Here is a 21758-nt window from a genome sequence, read left to right on the forward strand (position 1 = left end):
CGCCCACGGCCCGCGTTCCTGTTGACGTCCCTCCGGCGCAGGCCCTAGGTTGCGGTAAGCGCTTTCCAGCCGCATCCAGGAGACTCGGGACATGAGCAGCCCACTGCGCATCACGCACGCCCACGGCGACCGGATCACGGTCACGGAGGAGCGCGGCGGTATCGACCTGATCAGTTACGTCTATCGTCCGGAAGCGGCCTGGGAGGCCCCCAAGCCGTACATCCACCCCATGCGCACACTGACCGACAACGTTGTCACCGATTATCGGCCCCACGATCACCGCTGGCACAAGGGCCTCCAGATGACGGCCTCCCACCTCTCCGGGCAGAACCTGTGGGGAGGGAACACCTATGTGCACGGCCAGGACTACGTGCCGCTGCCCGAGCGGGTCGGGTCAATGGCGCACCTCGGATTCGACGAGGTGACGGCGGACGCCGGACGCGCGGTCATCGCGGAGCGGCTGAGCTGGCGCCACAACGACGGCACGCACTGGGCGGACGAGCTGCGCCGGGTCGAACTGCACGACGTCGAGCACGACGGATCCGGATCCGGGTCCGGACCCGGCAGCGCCGCAGGGACGGGCACCGGCGGCAGCTGGACGCTGACCTGGTCCAGCGCGATCACCAACCGGCGTACCGAAGCGCTGCTCTTCGGCAGCCCGACGACCCACGGCCGGGAGGCGGCCGGCTACACCGGCCTCTTCTGGCGCGGGCCGCGCGCCTTCCGCGGCGGCCGGATCCTCGGCCCGGACGGGGAGGGCCCGGCGCTGATGGGGACGCAGGCACCCTGGCTGGCCTACAGCGGCGAACACGACGGCGCCGACGGTCACGCCACGCTGATCTTCCAGCACGCCCCGGAGAACGATCACACGGGAGCGGGCGGCACCCATCCGGCGCACTGGTTCGTCCGCGACGAGCCTTTCGCCGCGGTCGCCCCCTCCTTCGCGTTCCACGAGGAGCTGGAGCTCGCCCCGGGCGACACCCTGGCCCGCCGCTACCGGGTCACCGTCGCCGACGGGCGGTGGGACCGGGAGCGGATCACCGAGTACCTCGCGGAGCACCCGTGGTGAACCCGGACGAGAACCGTGGCGGCCTGTACGTGGAGCTGTCGCTCACCGCTGCCGAGCGCGCCCGTCTGTGTGAACTCGTCCCCGGACCCGTGTGGTTCGCCGAGCCCGGAACCACTTCGAAGTCGGATGCCCGCGCCCTCGCCGAAGCCGGCACGGCGCTCGGCAATCCGCGGGCGGACCGGGTGGCGAACGCGCCCCGGCTGAAGTGGCTGCAGCTCGCCTCGGTCGGGATCGACGACTACCTGGGGCTGGACTGGCCGGTACTCGGCCGACGGCTGACCGTGACCAACCTGGGGGATGTCTTCGCCGACCCGGTGGCACAGTCCTGCCTGGCGGGAATCCTGGCGCTGCATCGCGGCATCGACCTGCTCTGCGGGCTGCGCGCCGAAGGCAGCTGGGCGAAGTCCGCCGTGCGGCCCCGGCTGCGGCTGCTGACCGGGGCCCGGGTGCTCGTCCTGGGCCGGGGGTCCATCGCCCGGCGGTTCGCCGAGCTGCTCGGCCCGTTCGGCTGCCCCGTCACGCACTTCGCGCGCGGCTCCGGGGACATCCGCACGCCGGCCGAGCTCGATGAGCGACTGCCCGGATTCGACGTGGTGGTGGGGCTGCTGCCCGGGACGCCCGGGACGAGCGGGCTGCTCGACGCGCGGCGGCTGGCCCTGCTGCGGCCGGGAGCCGTACTGGTGAACGCCGGGCGGGGATCGCTGGTGGACGAGGAGGCCCTGGTCTCCGAGCTGGCCTCCGGGCGGCTCGGCGGAGCCGTACTGGATGTCACCGGGGAGGAGCCGCTGCCCGCCGGTCACCCCCTGTGGACCTGCCCCGGTGTCGTCCTCACCCAGCACACCGCGGGTGGTTCCACGCACGAGAGCGCCCGGGTCGTCGACCTGTTCACCGACAACTGGCGCCGTTTCCATGCCGGTTCACCACTGCGCAACCCCGTGCAGTGGTCCAGAGGATTCTGAGGACCCGACGCAATGTCCGAACCCCCCGCCCCGCACCACGGCGCACCGATCGGCGACGGAGTGCGCATCGCGGCGATCCGGCCGGTGCTGCTCAGCGCACCGTACGCGGATCCGGAGAACCTGGAGGTGCGTCTGGCGCTGCCGACGGGGTGGCGCACGACGGGTCTGGTCGAGGTCACCCTGGACGACGGCACGACCGGGCTCGGCGAGGGCTATCTCGCCGTCTTCGCACCGCAGGTCTTCGTGTCGACGATCGATCTGATCGCCCCCTACCTGATCGGCCGTCCGGCCGGGGACCTGGAGGAGCGGTACCGGGACATGGTGCTGGTGACGGGCTACTGGAGTCTCCAGGGGGCGGCCCGCCACGTCGTCTCCGCCGTGGAGGCGGCCCTGGTCGACGCCCTCGGGAAGCGGGCGGGAGTGCCCGCGTACGAGTTGCTGGGCGGCCGTCGCACGGACGCGATCCGGCTCTACGCCAGCGGGGGCGACTCGACCTCCCCGTCGGCGATGGCCGCCGAGATCGCCGCCGTGGCGGCCCTCGGCATCGACACCTTCAAGATCAGGTCGCGGGGCCACGAGGCGGACAAGGCGGTGTGGACGCTGGAGCACGCGGCCGCGCACGGAATCGGCGTCGCCGTCGACATGGCACAGAACCTCGCGGACCCGGGCCAGTCGGTGGCGCAGACGCTGGCGTTCCTCGACGCGGTCGGGACCGGCACCCGGCGGCCGGTGCGGTTCCTGGAGGAGCCGCTGGGGCCCGCCCGGACCGCCGGGTATCCCGCTCTGCGGCGCGCGGCGGGCTGTCCGGTGGCGGGCGGGGAGACCGTCACCACCGCACGGGAGCTGCTGGAGCGCATGGCCCTCGGGTACTACGACCTGGTGCAGCCGGACGCCACGGTCGTCGGCGGGCCGCGCCAGACGCTGGCCGTCTTCGCGGGCGCGGCGGAGCACGGGGTCGACGTGGTGGTCCATTGCTGGGGCAGCGCCGTGTGCCAGGCGGCCAACTATCACGCCGCCTTCGCGGGCGGCGGACGGCTGGCCGAGTGGCCGATGCCCCGGTATCCGCTGCGGTCGGAGCTGCTGGTCGAGCCGTTCCGTCTGGAGGACGGTTGCCTGCTCGCCCCGCAGGCCCCGGGGCTCGGTGTCCTGCTCACTCCGGAGGCCGAGCGGCGGTACGCCTTCCGGGACGATGCCGTCTACCGCTGTGCGACCCCGTTGCCGCCGGCCGTCCCGGGCCGGTGGTGCACGGGCTGACCTCGCGGGCGGGAGGGTGCCGGTGGCCGGTTTCCTATGGCGTGCGCAATGGGAAAACGCTTTCAGTGCGGCTATCGTAGCCCCATGCAGAGCCAGGTCAATCGACGTGTCGCCCGTCCCCGCCCGTCGTCCGCCGTGACGCTCCAGCAGGTCGCGCAGGACGCCGGGGTCTCTCTCGCCACGGCCTCACGCGTCCTCAGCGACAGCGACCGCAACGTCACCCAGGAGCTCCAGGAGCGTGTCCTGGAGGCGGCCGCCCGGCTCCGCTACGTGTCCAACGCGCCGGCCCGCGCGCTCGTGCAGTCCACGACGTCCATCGTCGGTCTGGTCGTGCACGATGTGAACGACGCGTACTACTCCGCCATCGCGGCCGGTGTCATGGAGGTCGCCCGCGACCACAAGCTCCTGGTGATGCTGGCGGGCACCTTCCACGAGCCCGGACTCCAGGCGGAGTACGTGGCCCGGCTGCGGGCGCAGCGGGCCCGCGCCGTGGTCCTCGCCGGATCCGGCTTCACCGGCGGGAGCCCCGCGCTCACCCAGGAGCTGGAGGCCTTCGCGGCACAGGGCGGCCGGGTGACCGCCGTAGCGCACCAGGACCTTCCGGTGGACACCATCGTGCCGGGCAACCGCGAGGGCGGCCGGGCGGTAGCCGAGCACCTCGCGGGGCTGGGGCACACCGAGATCGGCGTCATCTGCGGACCGCTGGCCCTGGTCTCCGTACAGGAACGGCTGCTCGGCTTCCTGGAGCGGGCCGCCGAGCTCGGCGTCGTCGTGCAGGAGCACCACCGCGTGGAGGCCGACTTCACCCGCGAGGGCGGGCGGACCGCGGCGGTGCGGCTGTTCCGCAGATCGCCGGGGATCACCGCGCTGTTCGCACTCAACGACGCCATGGCGCTGGGTGCGCTCGCCGCGCTCCGTGACGACCTCGGCCGGAGCGTTCCCTCCGACGTCTCCGTCGTCGGCTTCGACGATCTGCCCGTGGCCTGCGACGTCACCCCCGCGCTGACCACCGTACGGCTGCCGCTGGAGGAGATCGGCCGCCGGGCGCTGCTGCTGGCCCTCGGTGACGCGCCGGCTTCGCCGCGCACGCTCGCCGTGCCTTCGCGCCTGGTGGTGCGGGCCAGCACGGCACCGCCGCCCCGCGCGATCGGCTGATCCCACGGTTCAAGCGGCCTGCCAGGGAATCGACTTGACGCGTTAAAGCACCGAACCCTTGGCTTGACGCACCAAGTTGCCGATCCTTTCCCTGCAACCCCCTTGAAATAATGCATTAACCCCCACCACACTGAGGTCAACGCCGATTGACGCGTCAAATCCGAGGGGGTGGTGGCTGGATGGGTACGTCCGGGCCCAAGTACCAGCGCATCAAGGACGAGTTGCGGGCCGAGGTGGCACGTGACGAGTACGAAGCCGGTGCTCCGTTCATCACTCAGAACCAGCTGCGCGAGCGCTTCCAGGTCAGCTCCACCACCGCCGTCCGGGCGCTCAACGACCTCGTCGCGGAAGGGCTGTTGGTGCGCCGACGGGGTCAGGGGACCTTTGTCGCCTCCCCGGAGGACCGGGCCGCGGAGCCCGCCGCGGGGCACCGGTCCGGGGTGATCGCCTGCATCATCAGCGGCCAGGGTCCGTACCAGTCGGAGGTGCTGCGCGGGATCGAGTCCGGTTGTTCGGAGCGCGGGATGCGGCTGTTCTTCTCCGACTCCGCCGTCCATATGACCGAGACGGGACACGCCTCGCACGAAGCCTCGCTGGCCCGTCAGGACCAGGTGCTGCGCCAGGCCGTCGAGGACCGGGTCGAGGGAATCATCCTCTACCCCGTCCAGGGCGCTCCCGATCCCGGCGTGCTCTCCGAGATCAGGCGCCTGCGCATCCCCATGGTCCTGGTCGACCGGTATTTCCCGGGCCACGCCATCGACGCGGTCACCGCCGACAACTACGACGTCGGCTACCGGCTCACCGAACACCTGCTGGCGGACGGCCACGAGCGGATAGCGACGCTCTGGGGCGAGACGCAGTGCACCAGCGTCCACGACCGGATGACCGGGCACAAGCAGGCGCTGCGCGCCCATGACCAGCCCCTGCGCCCCCAGTTGACCGCGCTGCGTTCGTACACGGCACTGCCCGAGGACGACCGCAAGGAGCTGCTGACCGAGCTGCTGGGCTCGCCCGAGCCGCCGACCGCCCTGCTGTGCGCCCATGGTTTCGCCGTCGCCACCGCGGCCGCCGACCTGGCCTCGCTCGGCGTCGCCGTGCCCGACGAGATCGTGCTGGCCGGTATGGACGACGCCGGCCCCTACGACCTGCTGCCGCTCACCAGCTTCGCCGCCCGGCTCCCCGCCAGGGAGATCGGCCTGCGGGCGGTCGAGCAGCTGGTCACCCGGATCGCGGAGCGCGCGGCGGGCGAGGACCCGTACCGCAGCGCCGAGCAGATCGTGCTCCCTGTCCGGATCAGGACGCGTGAGTCCGTGCCGGTCCGGCTCCGTACCGTCGCCGCCCGCCGGCCCTGAGGGAGGAGACTCCTGTGTTCGCCGCCCCCACCCCCCGTACCCGCGAACTCGGGACCGATGTCCTGGTGGTCGGTGCCGGTCTCGGCGGTCTCGCCGCCGCGCTGACCGCCGCCCGGTTCGGACACCGCGTCGTGCTCACCGAGGCGACCGACTGGCCCGGTGGCCTGTTCACCGCGCAGGCCGTGCCGCTCGCCGACGGCCACCGCATCGAACTGGACCCCGTCTCCCCCGGCTACCGCGATCTGCGCGAGCGGATACGCGACTTCTACCGGCGCAACTACCCGCTGTGCCCCGAGCCGTTCGCCGATCCCCTGCTCGACCCCGGTCTCAGCACCACCGGCCATCTCAGCCACGAGCCGCGCGCCGCACTCGCGGTCGTCCAGGAGCTCCTGGCCCCGCACCTCGCCTCCGGCAGGCTCACCCTGCTGCTCGGCCACCGCCCGGTCGCGGCCCAGGCGGACGGGGACCGGGTGACCTCGGTGACCCTGGCGGGGGCGGACGACCGGCCACTGACGGTCGGCGCCCGCTACGTCGTCGACGCGACGGACCTCGGCGAGCTGCTCGCCCTCGCGGGCGTCGAGCACGTCACCGGCGCCGAGTCCCGCGAGGAGACCGGTGAGCCGCACGCGCCCGCCGTCGCCGATCCGCTGGACCAGCAGCCGGTGTCCTGGGTCTTCGCCCTGGACCACCGCCCCGGCGAGGACCACACGGTGGACCGGCCGGCCGGCTACGACCGGTGGTCCGACGCCTTCTCCTGGGACACCGCGGAGCCGGGCGGCGGACCGGCCCGCTCCGTGCCGCTGTTCCTGCACGAGCCGGACGACGTCCCGCCCTGGGCGGCACCGCCCAACGACCGCTGGCACCAGCTGCGGGCACTGGCCCGGAGCCGCTGTCTGCCCGGTACGTTCGACAGCGACATCACCCTGGTCGACTGGGAGCAGACCGCGTACAGCGGGCTCCCGCTCACCGGCTCCGGGGACGAGGTACGGGCGCGGGCCGAGCAGGAGGCACGCGAGCGGGCCATGTCGTTCCTGTACTGGATGCAGACCCGCGCGCCCCGGCACGACGGCGGTCACGGCTACCCCGAACTGCGGCTGCGACCCGATGTCACGGGCACCGACGACGGGTTCGCCAAGGCCGCGCACGTACGCGAATCCCGGCGCATCCGGGCCGAGTTCACCCTCCTCGAACACCAGCTGACCGCCGAGGCACGGGCCGGGGCACCGGGCGCCGAGACGTTCACGGACAGCGTGGGCACCCTGCGCTCCCGGATCACCCTGCACCCCGGGACGGGGGGCGGCGCGGGGCTGGACCTGGAGTGCCTGCCGTTCCAGCTTCCGCTGGGGGCGCTGCTGCCGGTCCGGGTGGAGAACCTGCTCCCGGCCGGGCGGAACATCGGCGCCACCCATCTCAGCGCGCCCGCACTCGGCGGGCACGCGGGTCAGTGGAGCATCGGCGAGGCGGTCGGCGCACTGGTCTCCTACTGCCTGGAGCACCGGCTGCCGCCACGTGCGGTCCGCGCCGGCGAGCACCGGCTCGCCTCCTTCCAGGACCGGCTGAGCTCCTCGCTCGGTCTCGCCCTCGACTGGCCGGACCGGCTCCGCACCGGACCCGTGACCAGTGCCGGGGCGCTCTACGCCACCATCTGACCCGGCCCACTGCCCTTCCTTCGGGGAGGGCACACTTCCGACCTGCTGGAAAACGCTTACCAATCCCTGCGACTCACGCCCTCAGCCTGGACGGCCCTCTGTGACTGCGACTCCTTATCGTGTACTGCTCGTCGGCGCGGGCAACATCGCCCGCGCCGTCCATATGCCGGCGTTCCTCGAACTTCCCTCGGACTTCGCGGTGATGGGGGCCGTGGACGCCGATCCCTCGGCCGCCCGTTCCTTCGCCACCGACTTCGCGCTCCCCCACCACTCCACCGATCTCGCCGCGTCGCTGGGCGAGCTCCGCCCCGATCTCGTCGTCATCGCCTCGCCCCCTGTCGCCCACCGGGAGCAGGTCGTCGCCGCGCTGACGGCCGGGTCCTGGGTGTGGTGCGAGAAGCCGCCGGCGCTGAGCCTGGCGGAGTACGACGCCATGACCGCCGCCGAGGGCGAGCAGGGCCCGTACGCCCCGATCGTCTTCCAGCACCGGTTCGGTTCGGGGGCCGAGCACGCCAAGGCGCTCATCGCCTCCGGGGAACTGGGGGCGCCGCTGGTCGCCCACTGCCAGACCACCTGGTACCGCGACGACGCCTACTACGCGGTCCCGTGGCGCGGGAAGTGGGCGACCGAGGGCGCGGGCCCGGCCATGGGGCTCGGCATCCACCAGATCGACCTGATGCTCGAACTGCTCGGCGACTGGGCGGAGATCCGCGCCATGGCGGGCCGGCTGGCCCGTGACGTGGAGACCGACGACGTCACCACCGCCACCGTGCGCTTCGCCTCGGGCGCGCTGGCCACCGTGGTCAACAGCGCGCTCTCACCACGCCAGCTGAGCCATCTGCGGATCGATCTGCGGGACGCCACGATCGAGCTGAACCATCTCTACGGCTACGGGAACGGGGACTGGACCTACACCCCGGCGCCCGGTGTCGACCCCGGCCGGGCGGGCGGCTGGAACGCCCCGGCCGAGTCGGTCCCGAGCTCGCACTCCGCGCAGCTGCGTTCCCTCCTGGCCGACATGCGGGCGGGGCGCCGGCCCAGGGCGAGCGCCGGGGACGGCCGCCGCTCCCTGGAGCTGATCACCGCGATGTACAAGGCGGCGCTCACCGGTGTCCCGGTCCGGGCCGGCGAGATCGTCCCGGGCGACCCCTTCTACACGGCGCTGCACGGCTCCGTTCCCGGCTGGGCACCGCAGGGGTCCGGGCGATGACCGACCGCCCGGGAGTCCGTCCGGACAGCGGCGTCGACCGTGCCGTGCTGCTCACCTTCGACGACCGGCACGTACGCGAGTGGGCCGCGGCCGCGCCGCTGTTCACCTCGTACGGCGCGCGGGTCACCTTCTTCGTCTGCGAACCCGACCGGCTGGACCGGGACGAGGTGCGGCTGCTGCGCCGGCTCGCGGACGACGGCCACACCATCGGCTGCCACGGCCTGCGGCACGAGCGCGCACCGGAGTTCGTCGCCGCGCACGGCGCGGGCGCCTACCTCGACCGCGAGGTGGTGCCCGCCCTCGACGCGCTGCGCCGCCTCGGCTTCCCCGCCCGCAGCTTCGCCTACCCGTGCAGCGCCCGCGACGAGGACACCGACCGGCTGCTCCTCACGCTCTTCGAGCGGCTGCGCGGCGGCGTGCCGGTCGCCCGTCGCGCCGATCCGTCCCTCGCGGCCGAACTCCACGTCCCGGCCGGTGACATCGCCGCCCGACGGGTCCTGCCGGGCTGCTCGGTGGATTCCGGGCGCGGGAGCGTCGCGTACGGGGCCGACCTGAGCGGCATCGAGGCGGCACTGCGCCGGAGCGCCGAGCACGGCGGCGTGACCACGCTCTACGCCCACTGCGTCGCCGACACCCACGAGGCCAACCATGTGACCCCGGCCCGGCTGGAGATGCTCCTGGCCGCGGCCGACGGGATGTCACTGCCCTGTGTGGGCTTCGACGAACTCCCGTGAACCACCGAAGCGTTGCACACATTTCCTCCAGAGGGGCCCTTCACCCATGCATGACGACCGCACACTGACCGAGGAACGGCTCGGCCGCGCGCTGCGCGAGCGCATCCGCCCCGCCGTCCACCCCCGGACCGTGGAGCTGGAGTTCGAGGTCTGGCACGCCCCCGGCGAACCGGTGCCCTTCACCGAGGCGGTGGCCGCCCCGTACAGGCCGGGCACCATCGGCGACGACTGGGGACCGGCCTGGGGCACCAGCTGGTTCCGGGTGACCGGCCGGGTCCCGCGGGACTGGGCCGGTGAGACCGTCGAGGCGGTGATCGACCTCGGTTTCGCCAAGGACCGGCCCGGCTTCTCCGCGGAGGCGCTGGCCCACCGGCCGGACGGGAGCGTGGTCAAGGCGCTCAACCCGCGCAACACCTGGCTGCGGATCGGCGAACCGGTCGCGGGCGGCGAGGAGTTCACCTATCTTCTGGAAGCCGCCGCCAATCCGGAGATCCTGGACGGGGTCAGTGCGCTGGGCGACCGGGAGACTGCGGGCAGCGAGCCGCTGTACCGCGTCGAGCAGATGGACCTCGCGGTCTTCGACCAGCAGGTGTGGGAGCTGGTCCAGGACCTGGAGGTGCTCGATCAGCTGATGCGCCGGCTGCCGCTCGGATCGGCGCGTCGCTGGGAGATCCTGCGCGCGGTGGAACGCTGCCTGGACGCCCTGGACCTGGACGCCGTGGGAGCGAGCGCGCCCGCCGCCCGGGACCGGCTGCGGGCCGTGCTCTCCTCCCCCGCGCACGCCTCGGCGCACCGGCTGTCGGCGGTGGGGCACGCACACATCGACTCGGCGTGGCTGTGGCCGCTGCGGGAGACGGTGCGCAAGGTCGCCCGCACCACCTCCAACGTGGTGGCGCTGATGGACGACCGCCCGGAGTTCGTCTTCGCGATGTCGCAGGCGCAGCAGCTGGACTGGCTGCGCGAGCACCAGCCGGTGCTGTACGCCCGGGTGAAGGAGAAGGCGGCCGCCGGTCAGTTCGTGCCGGTGGGCGGGATGTGGGTGGAGTCGGACACCAACATGCCCGGTTCGGAGGCGCTGGCCCGGCAGTTCGTGCTCGGCAAGCGGTTCTTCCTGGAGGAGTTCGGGGTCGAGACCCAGGAGGTGTGGCTGCCGGACTCGTTCGGCTACTCGGCGGCGCTGCCGCAGCTGGTGAAGCTCTCCGGTTCGCGCTGGTTCCTCACCCAGAAGATCTCGTGGAACACGACGAACCCGTTCCCGCACCACTCCTTCCTGTGGGAGGGGATCGACGGCACCCGGGTGTTCACGCACTTCCCGCCGGTGGACACCTATGTGGCCGAACTGTCCGGCGAGGAGCTCGCGCACGCCGAGGAGAACTTCCGGGACAAGGGCCGCGCCACCCGCTCGCTGGTGCCGTTCGGCTGGGGCGACGGCGGTGGCGGCCCCACCCGCGAGATGCTGGCGCGTGCCGAGCGGCTCGCGGACCTGGAGGGCTCCCCCCGGGTGACGATCGAGACGCCTTCGGACTTCTTCGCGGCCGCCGAGGCGGAGTACGAACGGCCGCCGGTGTGGCTGGGCGAGCTGTATCTGGAGCTGCACCGCGGTACGTACACCTCGCAGGCACGGACCAAGCAGGGCAACCGGCGCAGCGAGCATCTGCTGCGGGAGGCGGAGCTGTGGGCGGCGACCGCCGCGGTGCGGACCGGATTCCCTTATCCGCACGAGGAGTTGGACCGGATCTGGAAGAGCGTGCTGCTGCACCAGTTCCACGACATCCTGCCGGGTTCGTCGATCGCCTGGGTGCACCGCGAGGCCGAGGCGACGTACGCCCGGATCGCCGATGAGCTCGAAGCGGTGATCGGGGCGGCGCAGCGGGCCCTGGCCGGTGCGCCGGAGGGCGGCGGCACGGTGGTGTTCAACTCCGCGCCGCACGGCAGGGCCGGCATCGCAGCGGGGGGCGCGGCGCCCGCCGGGCGGGACCATGGACGGCCGGCCGTGGAGGTCGCGGAGCACGGCTCCGGGTTCCGGCTGGACAACGGGGTGCTCCGGGTGACCGTGGACGGGCGTGGGCTCGTGGTCTCCGTCGTCGATCTGGTGACCGGGCGCGAGACGGTCGCGCCGGGCTGCGCGGCGAATCTGCTCCAGGTCCACCCGGATCTGCCCAACCGGTGGGACGCGTGGGACGTCGATGCGTTCTACCGCAACACGGTGACCGATCTGACCGAGGCGGACGTGGTGCGGCGCAGCGGTGACGGCGTCGAGGTGGTGCGCAGCTTCGGCTCGTCCCGGCTCACCCAGCTGCTGACGCTGCGGCCCGGTGCCCGGCGCCTGGACATCGACACCGAGGTGGACTGGCACGAGCAGGAGAAGTTCCTCAAGGCGGCGTTCCCGATCGATGTGCGCGCCGATCACTCCACGGCGGAGACCCAGTTCGGGCACGTGCAGCGGCCGACGCACGCCAACACCAGTTGGGACGCGGCCAAGTTCGAGATCTGCGCCCATCGCTTCCTGCATGTCGGCGAGCCGGGCTGGGGTGCGGCGCTGATCAACGACTCGACGTACGGGCACGATGTGACCCGTACGGTCCGCGAGGACGGTTCGACCACGACGACGGTGCGGCTCTCGCTGCTGCGGGCGCCCCGCTATCCCGACCCGGCGACCGACCAGGGGGTGCACCGGCTGCGGTACGCGCTGCTGCCGGGGGCGACGATCGGTGACGCGGTCCGTGAGGGCTGGTCGTTCAGTCTGCCCGAGCGCCGGGTGCCGGGGAGCGCCGAGGTGGCCCCGCTGGTCTCGGTCGACGACGACGCGGTGGTCGTGACGGCGGTGAAGCTCGCCGACGACGGCAGTGGGGATGTGGTGGTCCGGCTGCACGAGGCGCACGGCGGGCGGGTCTCGGCCCGGCTGACGGCGGGCTTCGCGCTGGCCGGGGCGAGCGTCACGGATCTGCTGGAACGTCCGCTCGCGGGCGAGCGGGCCGAGGTGGACGGTGATGCGGTCCTGCTGGGGCTGCGGCCCTTCCAGATCGTGACGCTGAGGCTCGCACCGGACCACGTGGAATGAGAGGCGTACCGGGCGGGTGCGTCCTGTGTCGGACCCGCCCCGTAGTCTTTTTTCCATGAACGCTGGGGGGCCTGTGCGCCGTGTGATCGACGACCGTTTCGAGCTGGTGAGCCGGCTCGGCAGTGGCGGGATGGGCATGGTGTGGCGCGCCCGTGACCTGGCGCTCCACCGCGATGTGGCGCTCAAGGAGGTGCGGCCGCCGGACCCGGCGCTCGCCGAGAACGATCCGGAGTCGGCCCGGCTGCTGCGTGAGCGGGTTCTGCGCGAGGCCCGTGCGCTGGCCCGGCTCGACCACCCGGGGGTCGTCACGGTCCACCACATCGTGGACGGCGGCGCGGGGACGTACCCGTGGATCGTGATGGAGCTGGTGCCCGGCGCCTCGCTCGCGGAGCGGCTGGCCGAGGGGACGCTCTCCCCGGTCGAGGCGGCCGGGCTGGGCCGCGGGGTGCTGTCCGCGCTGCGGGCCGCCCATGCCGCCGGGATCCTGCACCGCGACGTCAAGCCCGCCAACGTACTGCTGCGGGCCGACGGGAGCCCGGTCCTCACCGACTTCGGCATCGCGGCGATCCGCGAGTCCACCAGTCTGACGGCGACCGGTTCCATCATCGGCTCCCCCGACTACATGGCGCCGGAGCGCATTCGCGGCGAGGAGGGCGATCCTTCGTCGGACCTGTGGTCGCTCGGCATGATGCTGTACGTCGCCGTGGAGGGCCGGCATCCGCTGCGCAAGGCCACCACCCTGGCGACGCTGGCGGCCGTGCTCGACGAGGAGATCCCGCCGCCCGCGCAGGCCGGCCCGCTGGCTCCGGTACTGAACGCGCTGCTGACCCGGGACACGGCCGCCAGGCCCGGTCCCGAGGAGCTGGACCGGATGCTCGCGGCGGTGAGCGGGCAGGCGCCGGCGCCCGGACCGGTCCGGGCGGCCCCGCAGGACGCCGTGCCGCCCCGTCCGGCGGCGCCCACCCGGCAGGACGCGGTGCCGCCCGGCTTCGGCCAGGCCGGCCCGACCACCGTCCTGCCCACCGCCCCCGTGCGACGTCCGCCCGTCACCGCTCCCCCGCGCCCGCAGCCCGCGACGCTGGGCACCCGGGAGATCCGCCGCCGGGTCCGGCGGGGCCGTGCCGTCGCGATATCCACCGCCCTCGCGGGCACCGCCCTGACCGGGGTGCTGGTGTGGTCGCTGCTGCCCGCCGAGGACACGAAGGCCTCCGGCGGCACCCCGTCCGCCTCCGGCCGGGCCCCGGCCCCGGCCTCCTCGGGCGGGCCCTCTCCCGCCGGGAAGAAGGAGAGCCCGCGGCAGACCGCCGCGCCCGAGAACCTGCTGACGCCCTCCGCCGCGCGGTCCGTCATCGCGGCGCTCAAGCCGGTGATGGGCACCACCGAGGTCACGTCGTTCACGCTGTACGACGTGCACGCGAGCGCCGAGGCCCCGATCGCGAAGAACAAGGCCCTGTACGACGTCTTCTCCTACCGGGACGGCAAGGCCACCCGGGACCGGGCGGGCGGCACCCTCATGTCGGGCGCCAAGTCCGTGGACCTGGAGAAGTTCGACTGGGACGCCCTGCCGGGGCTGATCCGCCGGGCGGACAAGGAGCTCGGCGTCGCCGAGCCCACCACCCACTACGTGGACATCGACCCGGCCTCGCCGTTCGACAACTACCAGCCGACGCTCAGCGTCTACGTCTCGGACGAGTACGGCGGCGCCTATCTGCGGGCCGACATCAACGGCAAGGTGCTGAAGAAGTACCCGCGCAACGGCTGAGCCCGCGGCGGCTCAGCCCAGTACCCGTACCAGTACCAGCAGCACTGCCGCGATCACCACGCCCGACGCCAGCGCGCGGAAGCCGGCCGGAACACCGCCGGTCCGGCGCTTCACCTCGCCGGCCGGCGGGACGAGGGTCGCCGCGCGGGCCAGCCACTCACGCGGCGGGTTGTCGGGGATGACGACCCGCCAGGGCTGCTCGGGGTCGTACTCGACGACCGCCCTGGGCCTGTGCAGCAGCCCCTGCAGGTCGAGGGGGTGACGGACCTCGATCCGGTACGGGGGCAGGTCGTCGGCCATCACGGTCAGGTCGAAGGCGAACACGGATTCCACGGCCTGCCCGTCGACAGCGGTCCGGCCGTTCTTCTTGTTCACCGCCCTCACCCCGTTGACCACGGCGGGCGCGAAGGCGCGCGGGCCGCCGGAACGCAGCTCGGGGGCGACGCCCGACGTCATGTCCTCGGCCGCCCTGCCGTACGCCGTCAGGGCCAGGGCCGTCGCCGGCAGCCCGACGATCAGCAGCCAGCGGGGGCCGTCCAGGGCGCCCTGGACCACCGCTGCCAGCGCGAGGCCGGTGCCGGCCGCGGACACCACGGTGAGCAGCCGGGCGGCGTTTCGCAGGGGGGACGCGGGAGAGGTCGACGTGGTCATGAGATGCGCAGCAACTTCCGGCGAGGGATGGCGACCCTGGTGAGGGCCGGGTCGCCGGGGCGGTCGACGTCGTACACGGCGAGGGTGTCGCGTCCGAGGGCGACGCGTTCCACGACGGCCGGGACCTCGTGGCGCACCCCGTTCTCGTCGTCGAACACCGCGGTGACCTCGCCGTACTTGCGGCCCACCGACCGCCAGCCCTCCAGCACCGCGTCGGCCGTGCGGTAGCGGCGGGACAGCCTGCGCAGCCCCGCGGTGCGCCGCAGGCTCACCGCCGCGCCCCACCAGGCGGCGAGGCAGCCCACGCCCGCGGCGGACCACAGGAAGGTGAGCCACTGGGAGACGGTGAAGTCGCCGAGCGGAAGGAGGATGTGGAAGCTGGTGACGGTGTCCCGTCGGACCCGGCCCTCCGCCAGCGCGTCGTACCAGCCGACCGCGGCCGCGACGGCGGAGAGTGCGATCATCGCGCCCGGTGCCGCCCGGTGCAGGTACCGGGCGCAGAGCAGGCCGAGGACGACGGCGAAGGCGATGCCGAGCATCGGGGACATGGATGCGAGCTGGTCACTGGCGCAGCCACCGGCCAGGTCGCAGGACCATTTCACCCCCGCCGCCTCGTGGCTGGCGATGTACCACATCATCCAGACCTGCCACGCCATCAGCGCGCACGCGATGACGCGCATCGCCTGCGCATAGGCTCTCTGCCGCACTGTTCGCCCTTGTCCTCGCATGTCACGGGGCATTGACGTACCCCGTTGGACCATATACATGGGGTCCACACCCTGTCCGTGATCCACACCACGCCGGCTGCGGTGCGACGGTGTTCAGGCCGCTCGGTCCAGTGCCTTCGGCACCCAGCGGAGCTGGGCGGCCTCCTGGAACATGGCACCGCCCTCGTGTCCGTTGAACGGGTAGACCTCGATCTCCTTCTCGCCGCGGTAGGCGTTGTGGGCGGCGAAGACCGTGGACGGTGGGCAGACCTGGTCCATCAGGGCGACGGAGAAGAGCGCGGGGGCGGTTCCCCGGGCGGCGAAGGACACCCCGTCGAAGTACGACAGGGTGCGCAGGGCGGTCTCCTCCTTGCCGCGGTGCATCTTGAGGTAACGGGCTATCTCCGCATACGGGTTGGCGTCGGTGAGGGTGACGGCCCGGCCGAAGTGGCAGAGGAACGGGACGTCGACGGCGATGGCCGCCAGGTCGGGGACGAGCGCTCCCATCGCGAGGGTGATGCCGCCGCCCTGGCTGCCGCCGAGCGCGACGGTGCGGGCGGGGTCGGCGAGCGGGTGCGACCGGGCCGCTTCCACGGCGCGTACGGCGTCGGCGTGGACGCGGCGGTAGTAGTAGCTCTCCGGGGCCTCGATGCCCCGGGTCATGAAGCCCGCGTGGGAGGGGCCGGAGCCGACCGGGTCGGGGGTGTCGCCCACGTTGCCGCCGCTGCCCTGGCCTCGCACGTCCATGATGAAGTGGGCGAATCCGGCCATGGGCCACAGTCCCCAGCAGTGCGGGAGGCTGCGGCCGCCGTTGTAGCCGTGGAACTGGACGACGAGCGGGAGCGGGCCCTCGGCGTGCGCGGGGGCGGTGAACCAGCCCTTGACCGGGTGGCCGCCGAAGCCGGCGAAGGTGACGTCCCAGGTGCGTGTGCCGGTCAGGCCGGTCTCGACGGGTTCGAAGGAGACCGCGGGGTCGTGGGCGCGGGTCTCGGCGAGGGTCTTCGACCAGAAGGCGTCGAAGTCGTCCGGTTCGTCGATCTGCGGCCGGTAGGCGCGGAGTTCGGGCAGCGGCATGTCGAACAGGGCCACGGAGTGTTCTCCTCACGGTGGGAATCGGAACAGTGTGCCGTGCGGCGGCACGGCATGAAGCGGCGGGGCCGGACGCTGTCAGGTGCGCCCGGCCCCGCCCGTTCCCTGGGGGGATCAGTCGGTCAGCTGGACGGCCCGCAGGCCGGCTGCGCTCTTGGAGTTGTTGGCGATGGATCCGCCCCACTCCGACCAGCCGCGGGCCCGGCCGTCGTTGTCGCTGTCGTTGACGACGAAGCCGAGTCCGATGGACGCGGGGGGCTTGCCGGCGAGGCCGAGCGAGGCCCACGGCACCGTCACCGTGTAGTGGGTGGTGGTGCCGTCACGGGTGATCTGCGCGGTGGCGCCGGGGGTCGGGCCCGTGGACTGGCCGGAGGGCGCCCGCCAGGTGTGGACCTGGGGCTTGCCGCCCACGAGCGAGGCGCCGAACTCGACGTACTGCTTGCTGCGGCCCGGCACCTGGGGAGTGACGGCGAACTGGATGCTGTCGCCCTGCCACATGTTCTCGGCGGTGGTGGCGGGCTGTGCCAGGGCGTTGTCCGTGATCGCGCCCTTGAGGACGAGCCCCGCGTCGGTGTACTGGGGCCGGACGACGCCGGACAGGTCGGCCGCGCCGTTGTAGCCGCCCTTGTAGCTCACCGCGCCGTCGGCGATGACGTCGATGGGGGTGGTGGTGTCGGTGCCGGCCGGCTGGACGGAACCCCAGCCGTTCCAGGCGCCCACCGCGGTCCTGGCGCCGTCGGGGGTGTTGATGTGGGCGGCCGTCCAGTAGCGCTTCCACTGCTTGATGTTGCGCGCGTCCACGGTGTACGAGGCGCTGGAATCGGCGCCCACCTCGATCGGTCCGTCGATGGTGCCCCGGTCCAGGTAGGTGTCGCCCGAGTTCACCTGCCAGTCCAGCTCGGTGAGTTCGAGCGGGCCCCGGACGCGGTTGTTGGTGACGGTCACCTTGAGTGCGGCGGCGAACGGGGCCGCCTGCTTGACCACCGGGTCGAAGGTGACCTGGGTGGGCGGCACCACCTCGGTGTCGGAGGTGAGGCGGGCGAGGTTCACCGGCCCGAGTCCGACCGTGCCGCTGACCGTGCGCGGGCCGGTGAGGGCCGAGGTGGGCAGTTCGATGGTCCGGCGCACGACCTTGCCGGGCTCGGCCGTGACCCGGTATTTCTCCCCGGCGATCCGGAAGTCGTAGGGCAGCGGCAGCGTCCGGCCCTTGGTGCCGTCCACCTGGAGCACCGCGTCGACGGTCTCCTCGGTGTTGGAGTGCTCCGGCAGCCGGAGCGAGAACACGGGGCCGCTCACGCTCTTGACCGCGCTCACCGCGCCCTTGACGTAGAGCACCTTGCCGTCGATGCCGATCTGCACCTTGCCCCCGACCGGGAGGTAGGTCTTGTCGTGGCCCATCTGGTCCGTGACGGTGACCGGGCCGGTGGCCGACAGTTCCGCCGTTCCCGGTGTCGCGGCCGTGGTGTACAGCGCCCGGACCGTGCCGGTTCCGGTGCCGAAGCGGTACGAGCGGACGTCGGCGGAACCGGCGTCGTCACGGCCCGCGTAGGCGCGGCCCGCGAGCTGCCGGATCAGCACGCCCTCGGTGACCACGGACGGCTTGGGCTGCCAGGCCCTGACGTCCGCGGTGGGGCGCTTGAAAGCGCCGAAGTTGTGTTCCTTGTTGGTGGCGTCGGTGCCGTCGTTGGTGAGGTCGTACCAGTAGTAGCGGTCGACGCCGGAGGCGAACGAGAAGATCTGGGCGCGTGGCACGTACGCGGCCTGCTGGGCCGGGGTGACACCGTCGCTGTGGGTCGGGTAGCCGTTCTCGGTGATCCACAGCGGGAAGTCCTTGCCGCCTGCCGCGTCCAGGTCGGCGCGTACCTGCGGGAGTTTCTCCAGCGCGGTCTCCGGCGGGTTCGGGTAGCCGTAGTGGTGAACGCTGAGCGCGTTCATGTACTTGAGGCCGCCGATCGCGTACAGCCGCTTCAGCCAGTCGGTCTGGAGACCGGCGAGGCCGCCGCCGACCACGGTGGCGTCCGGGACCTTGGCGTGCACCTTGCCGTAGCTGGCCTGGAGCAGCTTGAGGTAGCAGTCTGCGGTGATTCCGCAGGTGCCGTTGTTGAAGCCGGTCGAGTTGTACTCGTTGTAGATCTCGATTTCCTTCGAGTACTGCTGGTACTTCTCCACGGCGGCGGCCGTGAATTTTCCGTACGCCTCCAGCGCCTCGGCGGAGGCCGGAGTCCGGTTGCCGTCGTAGTTGGCGTTGCGGTAGCCGGAGATGGGCAGGGCGGTCAGCCCCTGCGACTTGGCGTACGGGATGTGCTGGTCGGTGGAGTAGGTGCTCCAGGAGTACGTGCCGGGGGTCTTCTCGATGGCGCCCCAGTTGATGTCGGAGCGGATGCCGTGCATGCCCATCAGCTTGACCGAGCGCAGCAGTTTCTGGTCGTCGCCGTCGTTCCATCCGTAGTGGATGCCCGTGCCGAAGCGGGTGTCCTGCTGTTCCTTGCCGGTCAGCGCGGTCAGTACGCCGAAGTCGGCGGTACGGGTGGTGGTGCCGGCGGTCGCCGTGAGCGTGTAGTAGCCGCTGCCGAGCGTGGTGACGTCGACGGTGGCCGTGCCGCCGGAGACCGGGGCGGTGCCCGACGCGACGGTCAGGCCCTGGTCGTCGATGGCCTTCCAGGCCACGGAGGCCTGGTCGGAGGTCAGGGTGATCTTCGCCTGTCCCTTGACGAAGATCAGGTCGGGCGAGGTGACGGCGAGGGCGCCGGCCGCGTGGGCGGCCGGGGCCGTGCCGGGCAGCGGAGCCGCCACCAGCAGGCAGCCGAGCAGGGCGGCGGCTCCGCCCCATGCGGCGGGCCGCCGGGAGCGACCCCTTATTCTGGCCGGAGCCAGAGGACCTGGCCGGATCGTGCCGTTCTGTTCCATCGAGGCAACCTCTCGATCGGATCGGCGCGGTGCGCATCGGTGGTTCCCGGGTGGGGGTGTGCTCCGTCGGCTGTACCCCGGCGGAGCACACCGGCCCGTATGCCGTCGGCGCGCACCGCTGCCGCCGTCGGCCGGCGCGGACGGGGGTCCGGCGCCGGTGCCCGGGTGTTCTCACCCCTTGAGGCCGGTGAAGCCTCCCCCGCCACGGACGATCTGCCGCTGGAAGATCAGGAACAGCACGACCGGGGGCAGGATGGCGAGCAGCATCCCGGCGATGAGCAGCGACTGTTCCGCTGTTTCCGCGAGGCGCGGCAGTGCGGCGGAGATGGGCTGCTTCTCGGTGTCCGGGATGACGATCAGCGGCCAGAGGAAGTCCTTCCAGGAGTTCATGACCGTCAGCAGGGTCACCACCGCGAGGATCGGCTTCGACATGGGCAGCACGATCCGGCGGAAGATGGTGAACGGCCCCGCCCCGTCGACCTTGGCGGCCTCGAAGAGTTCGCGGGGGATGCCGTCGAAGAACTTCATCACGATCAGCACGGTGAAGGCGCTGGCCGCGTGCGGCAGCCAGACGCCCCAGGGGCTGTTGGCGAGGGAGATGCCGAGGCCCGGCAGGTCGAGCACGGTGAGGTAGAGCGCCACCAGGGAGATGGAGCCGGGGATGAACAGGGTGGCGAGCACCATCCACCGCACGGGCGCCGCCCACTTGGGGCGCAGCACGGACAGGACGTAGCCGCCGGTGGTGGCGACCACGAGGTGGGCGACGACCGAGCCGGTGACCAGGACCACGGTGTTCCAGAGGTACTGGCCGACCTGGAGTTCGTTCCAGGCGCGGGAGAGGTTCTCCCACTGCGCGTGGTCGGGCCAGAGCGCCAGCGGGTCGCGCAGCAGTTCCTGGGTCGGTGAGACGGCGCCCTTGAACGTCCAGTAGAGGGGTGCGGCTCCGAAGGCGAGCAGCAGCAGGAGCGAGAGGGTCTGCACGGAGCGGAGCGAGAACCGGACGGAGGTGCGCCGCCGGTCGGCACCGGAGATGAGTCCGCGCGCGTTCTCCTCGGAACGGCTGACCCGGCGGGTGCGGAGGGGGGTCTGTACGGCCATCAGTTGCTCCAGCTCCTCGTCGCCCGCAGATAGACCGCCGAGAGCACGCCGAGCACGAGGGCCAGCATCACACTGAGTGCGGTCGCGGCTCCGAAGTCGCCGTTCTGGAAGGCGTAGTCGTAGATCAGCATCAGGATGGTGAGCGTGGAGTCCTCCGGGCCGCCGTCCGTCATCACGAAGGGTTCGGTGAAGATCTGAAGGGTGCCGATGATCTGGAGCAGCAGCATGATCAGGACGACCCCGCGCAGTGACGGCAGGGTGATGTGCCAGACCCGGCGCCAGATGCCCGCGGCGTCGATCTCGGCGGCCTCGTAGAGTTCGGTCGGCACGGAGCCGAGCGCCGCCAGATAGATGATGACCGTGGAGCCGAAGCCGGCCCAAGTGGCTTCCAGCACGATCGACAGCATCGCGGTGTCGGTGGACTGGAGCCACGGGTACGGGCCGAGGCCCACATGGGCCAGCAGTTGGTTGAAAAGCCCGGCGTCCGGGTCGTAGAACACCTTCCACAGCAGCACCGAGACGACCGGCGGGATCGCCACCGGGAGGTAGGCGAGGATCCGGAACAGGGTGCCGCCGCGCCGGAGTTCGGAGATGAGCACGGCGAGGAAGAGCGGTACCGGGAAGCCGATCACCAGGGCGAGCACGGCGAACAGCGCGGTGTTCTTGACGGCCTTCCACAGCAGCGGGTCGTCCAGCACATGCCGGAAGTTGTCCAGGCCCACCCAGGTGGCGGGGTCGACCAGATTGGTCTGCTGGAAACTGAGCTGCACGCTCTGGACGATCGGCCACCACGAGAAGTAGGCGAAGCACAGCACCATCGGCAGCCCGAACAGGATGGTGGTGACACCTCCTCGCCCGACCCAGCGCACGAACCGTTCCGCCGGGCCGCCGCGGTGCGGGGAGACGGTGCGCGGCGGCCCGTCGGGGTTCCGCGGACCGGCCGCGGACGGGTCGGCGGAACGTTGTTTCCTCGTCCGGTCCTTCTGGGTGCGGTTCCCGGCGGGCGCCGCAGGCGCTTGCGACCTGCTCATTGACGTCTCCTCGCCTCTCCTCGTGCTGTGCTCACTGCCTGATGTACCGGGCGCCGGGCCGCGGGGCCTG

At 72.2% G+C, this 21758-nt stretch carries 16 protein-coding genes; 10 read left to right on the plus strand and 6 right to left on the minus strand.

Translation table 11 applies throughout. The features are described 5' to 3' along the window. Nucleotides 1-91 precede the first annotated feature (91 nt). The 10 genes from ACFYY1_RS23355 (at nt 92) to ACFYY1_RS23400 (ending at nt 14205) form a co-directional block, all read left to right on the plus strand. Nucleotides 92-1069: a PmoA family protein gene (locus ACFYY1_RS23355; protein WP_388588550.1), complete on the plus strand. Its 978-nt coding sequence runs from the start codon at nt 92-94 to the stop codon at nt 1067-1069. Continuing rightward, nucleotides 1063-2028 carry a D-2-hydroxyacid dehydrogenase gene (locus ACFYY1_RS23360; RefSeq protein WP_388588553.1) on the plus strand — a complete coding sequence of 322 codons (966 nt, stop codon included), beginning with the start codon at nt 1063-1065 and terminating at the stop codon, nt 2026-2028. The genes ACFYY1_RS23355 and ACFYY1_RS23360 overlap by 7 nt, the downstream gene beginning before the upstream one ends. 12 nt (nt 2029-2040) lie before the next feature. Beyond that, entirely contained in the window at nt 2041-3282 is a 1242-nt protein-coding gene (locus ACFYY1_RS23365) for a mandelate racemase/muconate lactonizing enzyme family protein (RefSeq protein WP_388588555.1), read from the plus strand. Between the two features lie 84 nt (nt 3283-3366). Then, a complete protein-coding gene (locus ACFYY1_RS23370; RefSeq protein ID WP_388588557.1) occupies nt 3367-4437 on the plus strand; it encodes a LacI family DNA-binding transcriptional regulator in 1071 nt (356 codons plus the stop codon). Between the two features lie 179 nt (nt 4438-4616). Then, complete coding sequence (locus ACFYY1_RS23375) at nt 4617-5789, plus strand: substrate-binding domain-containing protein (RefSeq protein ID WP_388588559.1); 1173 nt, start codon at nt 4617-4619, stop codon at nt 5787-5789. Between the two features lie 14 nt (nt 5790-5803). Beyond that, nucleotides 5804-7438 (plus strand): FAD-dependent oxidoreductase, encoded by a 1635-nt coding sequence (locus ACFYY1_RS23380; protein ID WP_388588562.1) that lies wholly within the window; start codon nt 5804-5806, stop codon nt 7436-7438. Between the two features lie 100 nt (nt 7439-7538). Further along, nucleotides 7539-8648, plus strand: coding sequence for a Gfo/Idh/MocA family protein (locus ACFYY1_RS23385; protein WP_388588565.1), 1110 nt, complete (start codon nt 7539-7541; stop codon nt 8646-8648). Next, nucleotides 8645-9382 (plus strand): polysaccharide deacetylase family protein, encoded by a 738-nt coding sequence (locus ACFYY1_RS23390; RefSeq protein ID WP_388588568.1) that lies wholly within the window; start codon nt 8645-8647, stop codon nt 9380-9382. The genes ACFYY1_RS23385 and ACFYY1_RS23390 overlap by 4 nt, the downstream gene beginning before the upstream one ends. Nucleotides 9383-9428: 46 nt before the next feature. Next, nucleotides 9429-12443, plus strand: a complete 3015-nt coding sequence (locus tag ACFYY1_RS23395; RefSeq protein ID WP_388588570.1) for an alpha-mannosidase — start codon at nt 9429-9431, stop codon at nt 12441-12443. 55 nt (nt 12444-12498) lie between these two features. Then, a complete protein-coding gene (locus tag ACFYY1_RS23400) occupies nt 12499-14205 on the plus strand; it encodes a protein kinase (RefSeq protein WP_388588573.1) in 1707 nt (568 codons plus the stop codon). A gap of 12 nt (nt 14206-14217) precedes the next feature. On the opposite strand, the gene ACFYY1_RS23405 is transcribed toward ACFYY1_RS23400, so the two are convergent. From ACFYY1_RS23405 to ACFYY1_RS23430, 6 genes are all read right to left on the minus strand, one after another. Further along, nucleotides 14218-14856: a hypothetical protein gene (locus tag ACFYY1_RS23405; RefSeq protein WP_388588576.1), complete on the minus strand. Its 639-nt coding sequence runs from the start codon at nt 14854-14856 to the stop codon at nt 14218-14220. Then, nucleotides 14853-15536, minus strand: coding sequence for a hypothetical protein (locus ACFYY1_RS23410; RefSeq protein WP_388588579.1), 684 nt, complete (start codon nt 15534-15536; stop codon nt 14853-14855). The genes ACFYY1_RS23405 and ACFYY1_RS23410 overlap by 4 nt, the downstream gene beginning before the upstream one ends. A gap of 141 nt (nt 15537-15677) precedes the next feature. Further along, nucleotides 15678-16652 (minus strand): acetylxylan esterase, encoded by a 975-nt coding sequence (locus ACFYY1_RS23415; RefSeq protein WP_388588582.1) that lies wholly within the window; start codon nt 16650-16652, stop codon nt 15678-15680. A 114-nt stretch (nt 16653-16766) separates the two neighbouring features. Continuing rightward, nucleotides 16767-19559: a hypothetical protein gene (locus ACFYY1_RS23420; protein ID WP_388588584.1), complete on the minus strand. Its 2793-nt coding sequence runs from the start codon at nt 19557-19559 to the stop codon at nt 16767-16769. A 171-nt stretch (nt 19560-19730) separates the two neighbouring features. Beyond that, complete coding sequence (locus ACFYY1_RS23425) at nt 19731-20657, minus strand: carbohydrate ABC transporter permease (RefSeq protein ID WP_388588585.1); 927 nt, start codon at nt 20655-20657, stop codon at nt 19731-19733. Further along, nucleotides 20657-21688, minus strand: a complete 1032-nt coding sequence (locus ACFYY1_RS23430; protein WP_388588588.1) for a carbohydrate ABC transporter permease — start codon at nt 21686-21688, stop codon at nt 20657-20659. Before ACFYY1_RS23430 ends, ACFYY1_RS23425 begins: the two co-directional genes overlap by 1 nt. Nucleotides 21689-21758 lie beyond the last annotated feature (70 nt).

The organism is Streptomyces sp. NPDC001890 (genome assembly GCF_042891445.1).
Lineage (GTDB): Bacteria > Actinomycetota > Actinomycetes > Streptomycetales > Streptomycetaceae > Streptomyces.

Bases quoted from the DNA above. Each gene is read 5' to 3' on its own strand.
- ACFYY1_RS23410 (WP_388588579.1), bottom strand. From the start codon at position 15,536: ATGCGCGTCATCGCGTGCGCGCTGATGGCGTGGCAGGTCTGGATGATG.
- ACFYY1_RS23400 (WP_388588573.1), top strand. From the start codon at position 12,499: ATGAACGCTGGGGGGCCTGTGCGCCGTGTGATCGACGACCGTTTCGAG.
- ACFYY1_RS23425 (WP_388588585.1), bottom strand. From the start codon at position 20,657: ATGGCCGTACAGACCCCCCTCCGCACCCGCCGGGTCAGCCGTTCCGAG.
- ACFYY1_RS23355 (WP_388588550.1), top strand. From the start codon at position 92: ATGAGCAGCCCACTGCGCATCACGCACGCCCACGGCGACCGGATCACG.
- ACFYY1_RS23375 (WP_388588559.1), top strand. From the start codon at position 4,617: ATGGGTACGTCCGGGCCCAAGTACCAGCGCATCAAGGACGAGTTGCGG.
- ACFYY1_RS23365 (WP_388588555.1), top strand. From the start codon at position 2,041: ATGTCCGAACCCCCCGCCCCGCACCACGGCGCACCGATCGGCGACGGA.
- ACFYY1_RS23390 (WP_388588568.1), top strand. From the start codon at position 8,645: ATGACCGACCGCCCGGGAGTCCGTCCGGACAGCGGCGTCGACCGTGCC.
- ACFYY1_RS23370 (WP_388588557.1), top strand. From the start codon at position 3,367: ATGCAGAGCCAGGTCAATCGACGTGTCGCCCGTCCCCGCCCGTCGTCC.
- ACFYY1_RS23395 (WP_388588570.1), top strand. From the start codon at position 9,429: ATGCATGACGACCGCACACTGACCGAGGAACGGCTCGGCCGCGCGCTG.
- ACFYY1_RS23430 (WP_388588588.1), bottom strand. From the start codon at position 21,688: ATGAGCAGGTCGCAAGCGCCTGCGGCGCCCGCCGGGAACCGCACCCAG.
- ACFYY1_RS23405 (WP_388588576.1), bottom strand. From the start codon at position 14,856: ATGACCACGTCGACCTCTCCCGCGTCCCCCCTGCGAAACGCCGCCCGG.
- ACFYY1_RS23420 (WP_388588584.1), bottom strand. From the start codon at position 19,559: ATGGAACAGAACGGCACGATCCGGCCAGGTCCTCTGGCTCCGGCCAGA.